This is a genomic window from Algoriphagus confluentis (assembly GCF_036245625.1).
GTDB lineage: Bacteria > Bacteroidota > Bacteroidia > Cytophagales > Cyclobacteriaceae > Algoriphagus > Algoriphagus confluentis.
The window spans coordinates 11881-30307 of record NZ_BTPD01000025.1 but is presented as its reverse complement, the minus strand read 5'-3'; the positions used below and the strand labels follow the sequence as shown (position 1 = coordinate 30307).

Genomic DNA, 18427 nt, shown 5'->3' with positions numbered 1-18427 from the left:
CAGTGGCCAGGTTGGTTACGCTGCCTCGGTCCACGTCTTGCTGAGTCACCGTATAGGTCGTCGTGATGGTTTCACTTTCGCCCGGTGCCAGGGTTCCGATGTTCTGATCCAGTCCGGTCAACGGATCGGTAATGGTCACATCGGTCAGGGTGACGTTTCCTGTGTTAGTTACCGTCAAGCTGTACTCGATTACATCGCCTTCCTCATCGAAGCTTTCGGTGGTCGTGCTCTTCTCAATGCTGATTTCCGGATTTTGAATAGCAAAAACCAACTCTGAATCTTGATCTGTCAAAGTTCTTTCTGCCGGAGTAATAGCCTGAACCGTGGCTGTATTTGGAACAAAACCTTGATCCAAATCCTCTTGAGTCACCAAGTAGGAGAAGGAAACCGATTCGCTTTCACCAACCGATAAAACCGGAACCACTGCTTCAAAATCTGTCAATGGATCAGAAAATACTACATCCCTTAATGTCACATTGCCCGAATTGGTGGCTGTTAGGGTATAGATGATTTCATCACCTGCTTCATCGTAGGTTTCCACATTGGCCTCTTTGGTCAATTGTAAGTCACCAGATCTCACCGAGAAGACAATGGCCAGATCGGATTCTTCAAGCTGCCTTTCGGTTGGTGTCAAGGCTACTACTGTTGCTCTATTTAATACAAAGCCTCTATCAACATCCTCCTGAGTGACTGCATATCTTTCGGTAAAAGTTCTGCTTTGTCCGGGAGCTAAAGGTTGAGTGTTCACCAAAGCTCCTGTAAGTGGGTCACTCAGCTGAACATCAGTGAGCGTCACATTTCCCGTATTTTCGATTACTATCGTGTAAAGAATGATATCTCCCTCATTTCGATACAGTCTTGGACTAGGCGATTTATCAATTGTAATTCGTCCGAGCCTCAAGGCCCTCACGGTGGCAGCATCGGTATCAGTTACTTCCTCCTGATTTGGACTTAGGGCTGTTACCGTGGCAGTGTTGCTCACTGATCCATTATCCACATCAGCTTGAGTCACAGTGTAAGTAGTTACCAAGGTTCTCGAGCTTGTCGGGGCAAGACTTCCAAGGTTTCTGTCCAATCCTGTCAAGGGGTCAGTGACTCGGACATTGCTCAAAGTTTGGGTACCGATATTGGTCACCTCCAAGGTATAGGTGATCACTTGCCCAGCTCGGATATAAATGAAAGGCTGTGCAGTCTTGGTAATTTCAATTGCAGCAGTACCATTTGATACAACAGTAACTTGATCCTGATCGCTAACGACTTCATCTGTAGCCGTAACAGCCACCACTTGGGCATCATTGATGACGAACCTACCGTCTACATCCTCCTGAGTAACCGAATAGGTGGTGGTAAAGGTCTGGCTTTGTCCCGGGGCCAACGGCCCAAAGGTTTCAGAGTAATCCGTCAGGGGATCAGTCAATTCCAAGCTAGTCAAAGTCAAATTCCCAGTATTGGTAACTGTCAAGGTGTAGGTGATTATATCGCCCTCAGCCCTGTAGACTCTTGGACTGGCAGTTTTTGTTAGGTTCACACTTCCCACCTGCAATGCTTCTAGGGTCAAGGAATCCTCGTCCTCCACTTCTTGTCCATTGGGATCCAATCCGGTTGCAGTCGCAGTATTTTCAACAAACCCGGCATCTACATCTTCTTGACTGACAAGATAGCTTGTAGTCAAAGTCAAACTTTCCCCAGGCTCCAAGGTATTTCCGCCTTCCTCAAAATCAGTCAATGGATCGGAGACGGTCACATTCGTCAAGGTTACATTTCCAAGATTGGTGACGGTCAAGGTGTAGACAATTTCCTGACCTGCCTCATCATAGGAATTAACATTTGCTTTTTTGACGATTTCAATCAGCGGCAACTGAATCGCTTCCACCAATTCTGAATCCTCATCTTCAATCAATCCTTGATCCGGATCCAAGGCCTCAACGGTAGCAGTATTGGGAATTTCGCCTGCATCCATATCCTCCAAAGTAACCACATAGGTGGTTGTTCGAGTAATGGATTCTCCAGGAGCCAAAGTTTCAAAAGTCCCGGAGAATCCTGTGAGAGGATCTTCAATCTGACCATCGCTCAAGGTTACATTTCCTGTGTTGGTAATGGTCAAGGTATAAGTAATGATCGATCCTGCTTCATCTACACTAGAAGCATCAGCCTCTTTCAAAATAGAAATGGAAGGCTCCTTGATACCCGCCACTTCAGCAGTATCCGAATCCTCTACTAATTCCAAATCAGGATCCTGGCCAGAAGCATCCACTTGGTTATTTACCAAACCTGTATCCACATCCGCTTGATTCACAGGATAGGAGGTGCTGATCGACACGGATTGCCCGGGGGCCAAAGTGCCGACATTCTGAGCCAACCCGGTCAGAGGATCGTTCACTTTCACATTGGTTAGCGTGACATTACCCGTATTGGTCACAGTAATCTGATAGTTGAGCACATCTCCTGCCTCATTGTAAGAACTGGTGAGCGCAGTTTTGGTGACCTGAATTTCAGGATTCCGGATGCCTGTCACGGTCACCTCATCCTCATCTTCTGTATCCACTCCATTGGGATCAGTTCCAGTAGCAGTGGCCAAATTGGTCACAAAGCCTGCATCTACATCCTGCTGAGTCACGGTGTAGGAAACAGAAAAAATCGCAGATTCACCTGGAGCCAAAGTCCCCAAATTTTCATTCAAACCGGTCAATGGGTCAATCAAACTTCCTTCAGACAAGGTGACATTGCCAGTATTGGTGACCACAAGGGTGTAGTTCAATATGTCTCCTGCCTCATCAAACTCAGTCTCCGCCACTGATTTCACCAGATCAATTCCTGGATTTTGAACGGCCGGTATTCGTGCATTATCCTGATCCTGCACCTGACGATTGGCTGGAGTGGTGGCGGAAACTGTAGCCTGATTCTCTACATCTCCTCTATCGAGGTCATCCTGGGTGACTTCATAAGTTACTGTCAGCGTTTCTGACTCTCCTGGAGACAAATCAACCGGAAGAACCTGATCCGTTTGAGTCAATGGATCTTCAATTCGGATGGCTGTGAGTGTAACATTTCCGGTATTGGTCACAGTCAGCGAGTAGGTCAAGATATCCCCAATTTCATCGTAGTCTTGGGTCACATTCTCCTTAATCAATTCTATCGCCGCCTGTCTGTTTGCAAGAATAATCGCACGGTCTGAGTCCGTTATTGTTCTTCCTGCTGGGGTAGTACCAGATACACTCGCGGTATTTAGAACAAACCCACGATCTAAATCTTCCTGAGTGGTAGTGTAGCTGACTGTAATGACCCTGGTTTCGCCCGGCTCAAGCAAAGCAATGGTCTGATCCGTATCTGTCAATTCGTCTACTACGCCGACGTTGGTAAGCGTAACATTCCCGGTATTGGTGATGGTCAACTCATAGAAGATTTCTTCATCCGGAGCGGCATAAATCCGCTGAAGTGGCGCTTTATCGATTTGGATGGCTGCACTTCTTCTTCCGAGGACTAAGGCATTATCCGTACTTTCCACCGGTCTGCCTGATGGAGAAATGCCTACAGCATCGGCAGTGTTTCGAACAAACCCAGCATCCAGATCATCCTGAATTATCGTGTAGCTAGTGGAGAGAATTTCACTTTCTCCCGGAGCCAAAGTCAATGGATTGCTGGTAAACTCAGTCAATGGATCATTGACTACAACATCTGTCAAAGTCACATTGCCCACATTGGTTACTGTCAAGGTGTAATCAACCGCATCTCCAGCCTGATCAAACACTCGCTGAACAGGAGTTTTGATCAACTCGATGGCTGCAGACCGGATTCCGCCGACGAGGGCAAAATCGGTGTCTTCAATCGCCCGATTATCCGGATCCAAGCTGCTGACGCTGGCTTGATTGAATATAAATCCGGCATCCATGTCCTCTTGTGTAGCTAAGTAGGTCGCAGTGAACCTAGTCGATTGCCTAGGCTCCAAGGTTCCAAGAGGCTGATTGATCAAGCCAATCTTTGGATCCGATAGTACAATATCCGTTAAGGTCTGATTCCCAACATTCACTACGGTAAACGTGTAGGTAATTACCTCGCCGGCAGAATTAAACAGTCTTGGACTAGGTGTTTTTGTGAGTTCGATAGCCGCCGCACCCCTTACAAAAACACGGGCATCATCTTCATCCCGTACTGTTTCCCCATTAGGATCAATCCCGGTGGCTGTAGCTGTATTTCGGAAAGATTCATTGTTGACATCAGTCTGAGTGAGAGTATAGGTCGTAGTGAAAGTCAAGGATTCGCCTGGTGCCAAACTGGCTAAATTTTCATTCAACCCTGTTTGAGGATCGGAAATTACCGCCTCAGTCAAAGTGACATTTCCTGTGTTGGTGACTACGATAGTATAGGTAATCTCCTCCCCTGCCTCGTCAAAAATTCGGGTATTCGGAGTCTTAGTGATCTCAATTTCACCAATCTGTCTGGCAAAAACCCTCGCTTGATCCTGATCTTCTACAAATTCCCCATTTGGACCCGAAGCCTCGGCAGTTACCGTGTTGGTAAACGAACCGAAATCCAAATCCTCTTGGGTTACGGTATAAGTTGTCGTGTATTGGATCGTTTCCCCAGGAGCCAAAACTGCTTGTATCTGCTCAAACCCAGTCTGAGGGTCTTGGGTGTTGACTCCGGAAAGGGTTACGTTTCCAATATTTTTCACCAAAATCTGATAGGTGATGACAGTACCTGCTGTGGTGTAAATGAGTGGAGTCGGAGATTTGGTAACCTCAAGTCCGAGTGTCTGATTGGCTATTGAAGTCACCTCATCTTCATCGCTGACTGATTCACCATTGGGATCTACTGCCTCCACCGTGGCAGTGTTGAGCACAGAACCTCCATCCAAATCCTCTTGCGTAACGAAATAAGACGTGTTCAGCACAATTTCCTCTCCCGGTGCCAAAGAAGGAATGAGGATGGACTCTCCGGTCAATGGATCCTCCACCTCTACTTGGGACAAGGTCACATTGCCGGTATTTTCTACGGTGATGACATAGGCAATTTCCTCCCCAACCGTATCGTAATTCAGGTTGCCGGTTTCTTTGGTTAAGCTGATTTCAGGATTTTGAACCCCCTCAACGGTCAATGCATCTTCATCTGACGGTTCGGAGCCGTCGGGAGCTTCGCCGGTAGCAGTGGCCACATTGGTAACAAAGCCTTGATCTACATCCTCTTGGGTCACGGAATAGGTTGCTTCTATTGAAGCAGACTCTCCGGGTGCCAAAGTTCCAACAATCTCGGAAGTACTGGTCAGCGGATCTTCAACTGTGACATTTTGCAAAGTCACGTTTCCGGTATTGATCACCTCTAAGGTGTAGGTAATCAAATCCCCCTCCGAATCGAAGGAATTTACATTGGCTGTTTTGGTCAATTCAATGTCTGGGCTTTGCACCGCAGTCACAGTCACCTGATCTTCATCATCTACCGGTCTGTTGTCAGGAGCTACTCCGCGGGCTAGGGCTCGATTTGTCACCGAACCCCGGTCCAAATCCTCCTGTGTAATCGTGTAAGTAGCAGTCAAGGAGGCAGACTGATTGGGTTCAAGGGTTCCCACGGTTCGATTGAAGGATGTCAATGGATCTTGAACCCGAACATCTCTCAGGGAAACATTGCCAGTATTGGTGACGGTAAGCTGATACGTGATGACTGTACCTACCGAAGTATATTGGGTAGGAGCAGCCGTCTTGACCAAATCAATGGCTGGCTGTTGGATAGCCCGGACAGTATGGGCATCCTGATCCGATATTCGAACTCCTGAGGGAGGGATTCCTGATGTACTGGCTGTGTTGACCACCAGACCTGCATCAAGATCCACTTGAGTAATGGCATAGACCTCCGTCAGCGTCACGGATTCCTGAGGAGCAAGGGAAGGAATTACGACACCCAACTCAGTCAATGGGTCTGAAACAATCACCCGTTCCAGGGTCACATTGCCCGTATTGGTGACTAAAAGAGTATACGTGATCAAATCTCCAACAGCATCGTAGGTGTTCACATCACTGGATTTTTCAATCGCTATTCCAGGATTTTGGATGGCAGTGACTTGGGCATCATCCTGATCTTCCACAAGGTTTCCTTTTGGAGAAAGTCCGGAAACTGCCGCTATATTAGTTACTTCCCCTGCATCCACGTCTGCCTGGGTAATCGTGTATTTGGTAGTCAAAGTCACAGTCTCCCCTACTTCCAAGGAACCCAAGGTCTGATCCAAATCAGTCAGAGGATCAAGAATAGCTACCGGATCCAAGGTGACATTTCCTGTATTGGTTACGGTCAGGGTGTAAGTAATCACCTCATCAGCTGCTGCATAGGTCAATGGGTTGGCTGTTTTGACTACGGAAATACCCGGCATTTGCTGGCCTAACACCCGTTCAGAATCTGAATCTGTCACCCTTAGGCTTGCCGGAGTGAGCCCACTTGCAGTGGCTGTATTGTTGATTTCTCCTGCATCCAAATCTTCTTGACGAGCCGTATAAGTTGTGGTCAATGCAACGCTTTCCTGAGGTGCTAAGCTTGGAATTACTTCATCAAATCGGGTTAATGGATCGACCACTGAAATGGTATTCAAAGTAACGTTTCCGGTATTGGTCACGAGGAGGGAATAGGTAATCAATTCTCCATCTGAGGTAAACACCTCCCTATCGGCTACTTTCTCCAATTGAATGGCCCCGGCTCTTTGTGCCAAAATCAAGGCCACATCGCTGTCATCCACCGTCAGTCCGGCAGGAGTGGTTCCAGTGGCCGTCGCCTGATTTTCTACAAAACCACGATCTACATCTGCCTGAGTAGTGAGATAGAACGTGGTAAATACTTCAGTTTGGTCAGGGGCTAATTCGGGTAGTTGAGTTACAAATCCAGTCAAAGGATCAGTCACTTCCACCTCAGTCAATGTCGTATTGCCGATATTGGTCACTGAGATTTCATATCCTATGCTGATATCCGGAGCAGAATAGAATCGGGTTAGTGGAGTTTTGGATACTGAAATTCCAGACTGACGGAAGGAAATCACCCGAGCGTCATCTTCATCTTCGGTATCCACTCCATTCGGATCCGTTCCGGAAACAGATGCAGTATTGACCAAGAAGCCTCGATCGATATCTTCTTGTGTGATGGAGTAGGTACGTGTGATGGTCAAGCTTTCGCCAGGAGCCAGGGAGGAAGTGAGAATTACACTCTGATCTCCTGTCAGTGGATCAGTAAAGGAGATATCCGTCAGGGTTACATTCCCGGTATTGGTAATGACGATTTCATAGGTGATCACTTCATCTACCTGCCGATAAATTAGCTGTCCAGCTGTCTTGGAAATACCGATGGACGGTGCCTGCTGTCCTAAAACCACTGCATTTGCTCCAGCACTAATCTCCTCATCATCAGGGTCCAAACTGGTCACCAGGGCGGTATTGGTGATGCGACCGGCATCCAAATCCGCCTGAGTAGTCTCATAGGTGACAATCAGCGTAGTACTCTCTCCCGGACCCAAAGTCACCGGAGCACTTTCATCACCTGTCAAGTCATCCACGATCACCACTTGAGTCAAAGTCTGCTCCCCAATATTGGTTGCGGTAAGGGTATAGGTGATCTCCTGATTTGGCCCGTCAAAGGTTCGGGGAGAAGCTGTTTTCTCAAGTTCTATAGCCGGAGATCCCAAAACAAATACGATGGCAACATCCTGATCAGTGACTGTATTTTCATCAGGAGTGGTTCCGGTCACGGAAGCTACGTTCTCGAATTGGTTGTTGTCTACATCCTGCTGCGCAATTGTGTAGTTAGCAGACAAATTGACTATCTCTCCAGGAGCCAATGTTGGAATGACTTGGGTAAATTCTACCCGAGGATCATTCACAATCACATTGGTCAATGTGACATTTCCTATGTTCTCTATTTCAAAAGTGAAGCTAATCTCATCTCCCAAGACGTTGAAGAATTTCGGACTTGAGGTTTTTCTGATCTCAATTCCGGGACTTCTACTTCCTACCACCCGGGCATCGTCCGTGTCGTTGATTTCCACATTTTGAGTGGTAAGGCCTTGGGCAGTCGCTTCGTTGAGAACCTGTCCGGCATCCAAATCGGCCTGAGTGGTCGTGTAGGTGGTGGTAAAGGTTTCACTTTGTCCGGGATCCAATTGATCAATCGTGGTAGTGAATCCGGTCAAAGGGTCGACCACATTCACATCAAGCAAGGTGAGATTTCCGTTATTTGTTACCTCGAGCGTGTAAGAGATTACGGTATTCGGTGCATTGAAGCTGACAGGAGTAGGTGTTTTTACAATTTCGATGCTGCCATTTTGATTGGCCAACACAAGTACATTGTCCACATCGGTGATCGGAGTGCCATCTGGGGCTACTGCTTCTGTTCGAGCAGTATTATCAATTGCGCCATTGTCCAAATCCAATTGGGTCACTAAGATGGTTTCGGTATAGGTCTCGGATTGTTCAGGCTCCAATGATGGGATTGTTTCTGACAAGCCTGTGAGGGGATCGGTGACGACCACATTGGTCAGGGTCACGTTCCCGATATTGGTCACGACGATGGTATAAACAATTTCATCATTGACCGCATCAAAAGTCGTGGCATTGGCTGTTTTCCGGATCTCTATCAAAGGCGATTGAATCGCCTCAACTCGAGCTGTATCCGAATCCTCCAAACTACTGCTATCCGGGGCATCAGCGCTTGCATTGGCCGTATTTTCAATAAACCCACGGTCCAAGTCCTCCAAGGTCACTGCCCTATAGCTTACGGTAATACTTGCTGATTCACCCGGATCCAAGTCGGGTAAATTCGCATTGCTTGTGCCGGTAAGCGGATCAGAAACCAGCACATTGGTCAGGGTTACGTTTCCTGTATTGGTGACCGTCAGCCTATAGCTGATTTCTTCTCCTACAAATGAATAGGAATTGACCAAGGCCGTCTTTTCCAATTCAAAAGCAGGAACTTGTACCGCAGGTATGGTTACTTCATTGGATAGATTGGACACCGGATCTTCATTGGTATCCTGGGCTGATACTGTGGCTTGATTGGTATAGAATCCAGCATTCAGGTCTGCCAATTCAACATTATGCCGAGCATTGACTGTGGCAGATTGCCCGGGAGCCAAGGTAGAAATAGGACTTCCTGAAATAATCTCAGCATTCGGGTCTGAAACGGTCACTTCACTTAGCGTGATGTTTCCTGTATTGGTCACGATCAAAGTATAGGAAAGCACATCTCCTTGCTCATCGTAGGAAGAGGTAGAGGTGGCCTTGGTAATTTCAACAGCAGGAGTCTGAATAGCCGGAATGGATACCGTCTCCGATTCGGCTGAAACTTCCACATTGAGCGGACTGAATCCCACCACAGTAGACTTATTGGTATAGAGGCCGGCATCCAAGTCGGCTTGGGTGACTACATGCTCCGCTGTCAGTGTAGCGGATTGACCAGGAGCTAAAGTTCCTACAGGATTGCCGGAAATAATCGCCGCAAAAGGATCGGTCACCTGAATATTGGACAGGGTCACATTGCCTGTATTGGTTACCACTAGGGTATACTCCAGCACATCCCCTACTTCATCATAATCCGCTGTTTCAGAAGTTTTGATTATTGAAATCGAAGGATTTTGGACCGAATTCAAGGTCACCCGGTTGGTAGTCGTACTCAGAGGATCTCCAACTCTTAAATTGGCCAAAGCAGTGGCTTGATTGCTGTAAGTAGTCGCATCCAAGTCAGCTTGGGTTACGATATGTCTTGCCGTCACCACGGCTGTAGTACCCGGTTCTATGGTTGGTATGGGGTTTACGCTGGTGATTTCCGCCTTGGGATCATCCACCTGTACATCATATAGGGTCACATTTCCGGTATTGTTGATCCGGATTTCGTAGTTGATCACTTCTCCCAAGAAAGAATAGCTTGTTTGAGGAGAGGATTTGGAGGAAGATACTCTTGGGTTTTGAACTCCCGTGACACGCTGAACGGCAAAATCATTGATGTCATTTCCCAAAAAATCATTCCCTCTCGCTGTCGCGATATTGATAATTTGTCCATTGTCAATATCGATCTGCTGGACAAAATAGGATCCGGAATAAACTTCCACTTGTCCTGGAATCATTTCATCGATGGTAGTGGAAAAAGAGAGCTTAGGATCAGAAACTTCCACATCGAAAAGCGTGACGTTTCCGGAATTGGTAACAGTCAAAGTATACACCAGCTCATCACCTACATTCAGGAAGCCAGACTGGCCTACCGTTTTTTGAATATCGATTTTGGGATTCTGAGCTCCATTGATGGAGGCAGAATCTTGTCCATTGACCGGTGTCCCCGACTCGGTAGTAGAAGTGGCTGTAGCAGTATTAATAATGGAGCCCTCATCCAAATCTTGCTGAGTAACCAAGTAAGTCTCTGTGTAGGAGACAGATTCTCCTGGATTAAGCTGAGGAATAGACTCTTCCAGACCCGTTTTCGGATCCAAAACTTCCACATTAAATAAGGTCATATTTCCCGTGTTGGCTACCACAATCGTGTAGACCAGACTTTCTCCCACAGTAATAAATCCTGATTTATTTACCGTTTTGGTCACCCTCAACCTTGGATTCAGCGTGGCAAAGACAAGTTCATCATCTGATTGCTGAGGAAGAATACCTCCTGCAGGAGTTCCTACCGCCGAAGCGGTATTGACGAAACGCTCTGCGTCAATATCCTCTTGTGTGACAGTATATTCTGCGGCATAAGTCCAAGCCTCTCCTACATCTAGAATCCGGTCTCCATCTATATCGCCTGTTCTGTAGGTTGGCGGTTTGGAAAGCAATGGATCGGTCACCACCACCTCAGAAATACTGACATTTCCCGTATTGGTAACAACAATATTATAATTCAACTTTTGGTCTGGCCGGGAATAGGTATTTGGATTGGTTATACTGGTTTTGGTCAGCGTCCACCTCGGAGTCTGGATTGCAGGGACAGTCTCTGTGGCTGTTTGGTTAGGAAGATTTCCTCCGGCAGGAGTCCCGCTTACAGTAGCCGTATTGCTAAAGCTACCTCTATCCAAATCAGCCTGCGTGATGGTATATGAGGCCGAATACGTCCAAACTTCGTCCACATCCAATTCCTGGTCATTGTCTACATCACCGGATACAAAAGAGGGTCCTTGGGTAGCTTTGGGATCAGAAAGATTGATATTTCGGATGGATACATTGCCCACGTTTTGTATCCTTAGTTCGTAGGTCAATACCTCGCCTACCTGCGAATACACTTTGGGAAGATTGGTACTGCGCTTGGTTAAAATCCATCCCGGGGTCTGATTGGCATCCACCGATTCATTGCCTCGGCCGGTGACCGGACCACCTCCACGGGCATTGCCTGTAGCTGTGGCTGTATTGGCAAATTCACCTGCATCAATATCCTCCTGGGTGACGAGGTAGCTGGCAGTGTAATTCCATGATTCACCTACCTGCAGTACTCCATCTCCGTCATCCCCATCAATGTAGGTCAGATCATTTACTTTTGGATCATTCAAGACCGGATCATCGATGGTGATGTTCCCGGTATTGGACATGACTAGGGTATAGCTGATCCGATCTCCCGGCTGAGTAAAGCTGGATACATCGGCTGATTTAGTAACCGTGATTTGTGGATTCCTATTGGCATTGACGGTTTTAGAATCTGTGCGATTGATGGGATTTTGGTAGAAATCTTCTCCCGAGACCGAAGCTGTGTTGGTCACTTGGCCTATATCCAAGTCTTCCTGAGTGGTGACATAGGTTCCGGTGAAGGTTCGACTCTCTCCGGGATTCAGGTCAAAAGGCTCGGAAGTAAGGTCAATTCGCGGATCTGACACCACCAAATTGAAATAGGTGATGTTTCCTGTATTGGAAACGGTAATGGTATAGTTCAGATCCGTATCCGGAGTACTAAAACTGGTTGGAGTTACCGACTTGGTGAAGACCAATCTCGGATTCAAGGCGGCACCTACCCGGTCAGAGGAGGAGGCGGTAATCTGCCGGTCATAGAAGTCGTTTCCTGTTGCTGTAGCCGTGTTGATTACAAAACCTACATTCAGGTCGTTTTGGACGACGGTGTAACTTTCGTTTAGCGTGACGATATCCCCAGGGGCCAAGTCTCCAATGTTTTGATTCAGGCCTGTCAAAGGATCGACCACCACGACATCAAACTGGGTGACATTTCCGGTATTGGCTACGATGATGGTGTAGGGGATGACATTCCCAGACCTGCTGTATCCGTTGATTTGTGCTTGTTTGTCAATTTTAAGGCGTGGCGTTTGGACTCCGTTTACAATCTCAGTATCGCTTACGTTCAGCACTTCCTCATCCGGGGCAGTCACCGTGGCCGTTGCTGTATTTTCCACAAAACCCACATCCAAATCCTGCTGGGTTACCGTGTAAGCAGCATTAAAGGTTTGGCTTTCTCCGGAATTCAGATTGATGGTTTCATTTAAGCCCACTTTTGAATCGATGACTTCAATCCCAATTAAGTCGCTGGAGCCTCTATTCCTTACTCGAATGGTGTAATTAAGTACATCCCCCTCGGTGAAAAAGCCAAATTGCTGCACATCTTTTTCCAGTTCCAAACGATTATTGGATCCGCTGCCGATATTGGCTGTGTCCGAATCTTCGATAGGGTTTCCATCCGGACTTTGACCCGAAACATTGGCTGTATTTGAAACTGCCCCATTTTCTTCATCAGCGGCAGTGACGACATAATCAAAAGTGTAGGTAAATGAATCTCCGGGAGCCAAATCCCCAATTGAAACAGGGCTATCGGGATCCAGGTCGTCCGTAATCACGATGTCAGAGATGGTTTGATTTCCATCATTGGTGATGACAATGGTGTAGGTCAGAACTTGACCTTCTTCAATAGGGCCACCGGAAACCGATTTATCCATTCGAAGAGAAGGGTCTTTTGCGCCATTTAAGATTTCATCATCTGAATCTTCAACCGTGATTCCAGCGGGATCAGTACCAGAAACATTGGCCGTATTGGTAAGGCTTCCATTATCCACATCTTCTTGGGTAATGGTGTAGGTGACGGTAAAAGACTGAGAATCTCCAGGCTCAAGTACCGGAATCGTTTCGGTGAAACCTGTAAGCGGATCGGTAACTTCCACGTCTACCAAGGTCTTGTTTCCAGAGTTCGTAACTACCAAAGTGTAGGTGATCACATCCCCTGCCTGTGCGTAACCTGGCACATTTGCCGTCTTCAAAATAGTCAATCCGTCACTTTCAGCTCCATCAATGCTGACGCTGTCTCCGTCTTCTATCTCTTGTCCGTTTGGATCCAAAGCGGTGGCTTGGGCATCATTGGTGACCGTACCATTGTTGATGTCTTCCTGAGTGACTTGGTAGCTAACGTCGATGGTGACGGATTCACCAGGAGCCAGGCTAGGAATCATTTGGTCCAATCCGGTCAAAGGATCGGTAATGGTCACGTCAGTTAAAGTGACATTTCCGGTGTTGGTGACTACGATGGAGTAATTCAACTCATCTCCCGGCTCGGCAAATCCATTTTCCTCCAATGACTTTTCCACAGAAATAGCGGGACGCTGAACTGCCGTAGATACGACCGTGTCCTCATCTTCTGTCTGCGTTCCATCCGGACCATTGGCAGAAGCAGAAGCCGTATTGGAAATGCTTCCGTTATCCACATCTTCCTGAGTGACGGTGATGCTACCAGTGAACGTGAGCTTTTCACCTGGAGCCAAAGTCAAATTGCTTTCATTCAGATTCAGTAATTCGTCTGAAACCGAAACATTTTCCAGATCTACATTCCCAATGTTTTCTACCTCTATGGTAAAGGTCAATACAATTCCATCCTCATCGTAGGTCTCCTGATCTACGGACTTATCCACACTGATTTCGGTGATTTGAATGGCATCAATTTCCAAGGTATCCCCAACTTCAGGAAGATCCAGCCCTTCAGGAACCGTCCCATTGGCCGTCACGGAATTGGAAAGGACTCCGTTATTGATGTCTTCTTGGGTGACTTGATGAGTTGCAATGTAAGTCCAGGTTTCTCCAGGATCCAAGACATTGTTTCCATTGGAATCTCCACCTTGAAACTGGGGAGTACTGGTCATAGGATCTGAAATCACCGGATTGGTGATGGATATGTTTCCTGTGTTTTCTACTTCAAACGTGTAAGTGATGATCTCCCCGACTTGTTGATAACTATCTTTATTTGCCGTTTTGGTGATTTCCCAAGCCGGATTTTGCATGGCGGGGACGGTTTCGGTAGATTCAATTTCCGGCAAGAGTCCTCCTCGGGAATCTCCGTTGGCAGTAGCCGTATTTCTAAAGGAGCCTGCGTCGATATCGGACTGCTTCACCGTATAGCTAGCTTCGAAGATCCAGGTTTCTCCAGGATCCAAAACCTGGTCATTGTCCAAATCACCTGATGCATATACTGGAGGGGTAGTAGCTCCCGGATCGAAGACATCCACATTTTCGATGGAAACATTTCCAGTATTGGTCACTTCGATTTCATACGTGATGACTTCCCCTGCCTGAGTAAATTCTTTAGGAGAATTAGTCGCGGTCTTGGTCATTTCCCAAGCAGGATTTTGAATAGCCAAAGAACCGGCTGAATCCGAACGATCAGGTAGGGAGCCTGCTGCTGGATTCCCGGAGGCAGTAGCTGTGTTTTCCACACCTCCAGAATCGATATCTTCCTGAGTTACCGCATAGACACCAGTGAAGATCCAGGTTTCGCCAACGTCAAATACTCCATCCTCATCCAAATCTCCCGAAACGTAGGTCAATCCTCCTGAAAGCAAAGGGTCGGTCACCTCAAGATTGTTGATGGTTATATTGCCGGTATTCTGCACGGTCACCGTGTAGGTTAATTCTTCCCCTACCGTATCAAATTCGGACTTATCCACAGTTTTGGTCAGCACCATAGCTGGAGTTTGAGCGCCATTGAGTGTCTCTGAATCCCTGCTTGGGACAGTTCCTCCGGATGGGCTTGAACCCGTAGCGGTGGCCGTATTTTGGAGAGATCCCCTGTCCACATCTGCTTGGGTCACTGTATACTTGACCTCAAGGACAAAGGACTCTCCGGGTTCCAAAGTGCCCACTTCTTCCACTATTCCGGCTTTTGGATCTATCAAAACTATATCTGATATCGTCTGATTCCCGGTATTGGTGATAACGATGGTATAATCTAACTCATCTCCCGCGGCACTGTACCCGGATTGATCCACCGTTTTGGAAAGGGAAAGTTGGGGGTTTTGAGATCCGTCCAAAGACTCGGAATCCGTTACCTCATCGAGGTTACCTCCCGCTGGAGTTCCACTTGCGGTGACCGTATTGGTAAAATTACCCGCATCCAGGTCCTCCTGTGTGATCACGTGGGTCGCTTCAAAAGTCCAAGTTTCCCCAACCTCTAAAACCTCGTCATCATTGATACTTCCAGATACGAAAGTGGGTCCGGTCGTAGCAAAGGGATCTGAAACCACCACGTCAGTAATGGATACATTTCCGGTGTTGGATACAATGATTTCATAAGTCAATACCTCACCCAAAGTGGAGAACCCTCCCTGCTGAACCGTCTTGGAAATGGACCAGGAAGGGTTTTGTTCTGCATCAACTGTGAATTCATCCGAGGCATCATCCAAGCTTCCACCGGCCGGATCTCCGGTGGCAGTAGCCGTGTTGGTGTAAGAACCATTGTCTATGTCCTCTTGGGTCACTTGGTAAGTAGCTCGATACACCCAAATTTCTCCTGGATCCAAAACCCCGTTGGAATTGGAATCCCCGGATTGCAAGGTCGGTCCGGTGGTTGCAGAAGGGTCAGCTACCATCACATTGGAAATACTGACGTTACCTGTGTTTTCCACACGGATGGTATATTGAATTTCATCCCCAACCTGATCATAACTGGCAGGGTTGGGGTTGCTGACCTTGGTCAAAGTCCAGGAAGGGTTTTGAAGGGCATTGACCGTGACTTCATCCTCTTGATCCTCCAGAGTACCTGCCGGAATATCTCCAGACACTGTGGCATTATTGGTAATGCTGCCATTATTCAAATCCTGAAGGGTAACAGTGTAGCTTCCCTCATAAAGCCAAATCTCTCCTGGGTTCAATTTGCCATCTGAATTAGAGTCCCCAGAAATCAATTCAGCATCCTGGGTGAGCTGGGCATCATCTATAGTGACCTTACTGATGGATACATTCCCGGTATTTTCCAGAGAAAACGTATAGGTAATGACCTGGCCAACAGATTGATAATCGGTCGGGCTTGCACTCTTCGCAAAGGTCCAAGCCGGATTTAAAACAGCCTGATCCGTCTCCGTATCGGAGACCGAATTGAGCGATCCTACCCGCAAATCCCCGTTGGCGGTGACCTCATTGGTGATGCTCAAGGCATCAATATCTTCTTGGGTGACAAGATAGGTCGCTTCGAAAATCCAAGTTTCACCTACCTCCAGTATCCCATCACCATCGTCACCCGAAATCAAATCCGGACCTGTCGTAGCCATAGGATCTGATACGTTCGCATTGAAAATACTCACATTGCCTTCATTGACCAAGGTGATCTCATAGGTGATTTCTTCCCCTACTTGGGAAAAGTTATCCACACTGCTTATTTTACTTATACTCCATAATGGACTCTGATCAGCTGTGACTTCCGCAGTAGCTGAGACTTCGTTCAGATTGCCTGCAACGGGATCTCCTGAGGCAGTGGCCGAATTCATCACTTTTCCTTCATCTATATCCTCTTGGGTAACTTCATAGGTCCCGGCATAAGTCCAACTTTCACCTACTTCCAAAATCCCGTCTCCATCATCTCCTGAAATCAAATCCGGACCGGAGCTGAGCAGAATATCCACCACCTGCACATTGGAGATGGACACATTGCCTGTATTGGTCAAAACCAATTCAAATTCCAGGATATCCCCAGGATTGCTGTAGTCGGGGGTTAGGGCAGTTTTACTCAGTGTCCATGAAGGATTGGCCAGGGGATTAATAGCGAAAGAATCAGAATTATTGGAAGGGTTAGGGTCTTGCTGATCGGAATTGATGATCTCAGTCTGGTTTTCATAATCCAAACTGCCATCCGATTCCAAAACCTGAGCAACTATGGTCAACGAGGCACTTAGGCTAGAAGCCAGGTTTCCGACTTCCCAAAGCCCGGTGTTTTCATTATAGTTTCCTTGGCTTGAATTGGCAGAGACAAAGGCCAGACCAGATGGCAAAAGGTCCTGCACTTCAATGCCGGTGGCAGGAGAGGGGCCTTCGTTGGTGACATTGATGGTAAAAGTGACGTTCGACCCCATCGGAACCTCCGTTTGCGAAGCTGATTTGGTCACGGATAGATCTGCTTGAGGAACAGGAGTAATAGTGACTGAAGCCTCATTGTCACTGGGGTCTTCGTCTGAACCGTCAAATGTCACAGTAGCTTGGTTGACAAAATTTCCCGATCCCCGGACCAATGCCACAATTTCCAACGTTCTGGATTCTTCTGGTTCCAATGTACCCACATTCCAAACCCCGGTGCCAGCAGCATAAGTCCCCTGCCCATTGTCGCTGATGAAGGTGAACCCACTGGGCAATTGATCAAGTACTTCTATTCCGACTGCGGTTTGGTCACCGTTGTTTGTCAAGGTGAGAAAAAAAGTAATCTCAGTACCTGCATTTGGACTGAGCTCACTCGCCGATTTGGTAAGGGTGAGATTGGGTAATACCGATTCGGAAAGTGAATGGGTGATTCTTGTTGGCGGGTTCCCATAGCCGATTTGAAAGCTTCCGGTCAGTAGGAAAAGAATCAGGGAGAAGCCGGTAATTAATTTCATGCAGTTCTTTAAAAATTTGAATGGAGAATATACTAGGAACTTATGTGGGGGGTCTTTGAAGCATCAGTTTTAGTGCACAGATTCAATGAATCTTCATTCATTTCATCATTTAGCCAGAATTAGACCAAAGAAATTTACATTAATCTAAGCTTTTTTAGAATTTTTATCATTAACAAGGAGTTAAGTTTTAAATAAATGATAAAAAAAGAAACTTTTTCCAATATTTTATTCTGGAACTTTTCATTTCTATTATGAATAAATAAAGGGATTTGTTTTTCAGTTAGCCCCTTCCCCAAAACATGAAGACCCTTAGTCAACTGCCAAATCCACCAATTCAATCATTTGCTGCTGCCAAAAATCCAGCATTTTCAATTGGCTGAAGAGTTGGTTTCCGGAGTTTTATGAAAATAGGATCCTGCATTCCTACCTATCCATCATAGGTTAAGGCATGGTTTAGGGATATTTGATTGTAAATACCAAGCCACATTCACAGCCATTATTTGATTAAAAAGAAAGCACGTCCAAAGACCAAAAACAGCGCTATCTAACTAGGTAAATTGATCCATTCCCAGATTTTGTTTGGATACTGGTATGAAAATCCAAAATCATCCGATGGATAAAGACGAGCCCAAAATCCTCCACTTC

1 protein-coding gene is annotated in these 18427 nt (G+C 46.8%); it reads right to left on the bottom strand.

From position 1 onward, the window contains the following. On the bottom strand, positions 1-17782 hold a 17782-nt coding region (locus tag AAA943_RS21555), incomplete at its 3' end, for a DUF7507 domain-containing protein (RefSeq protein ID WP_338226486.1). Positions 17783-18427: the final 645 nt, after the last annotated feature.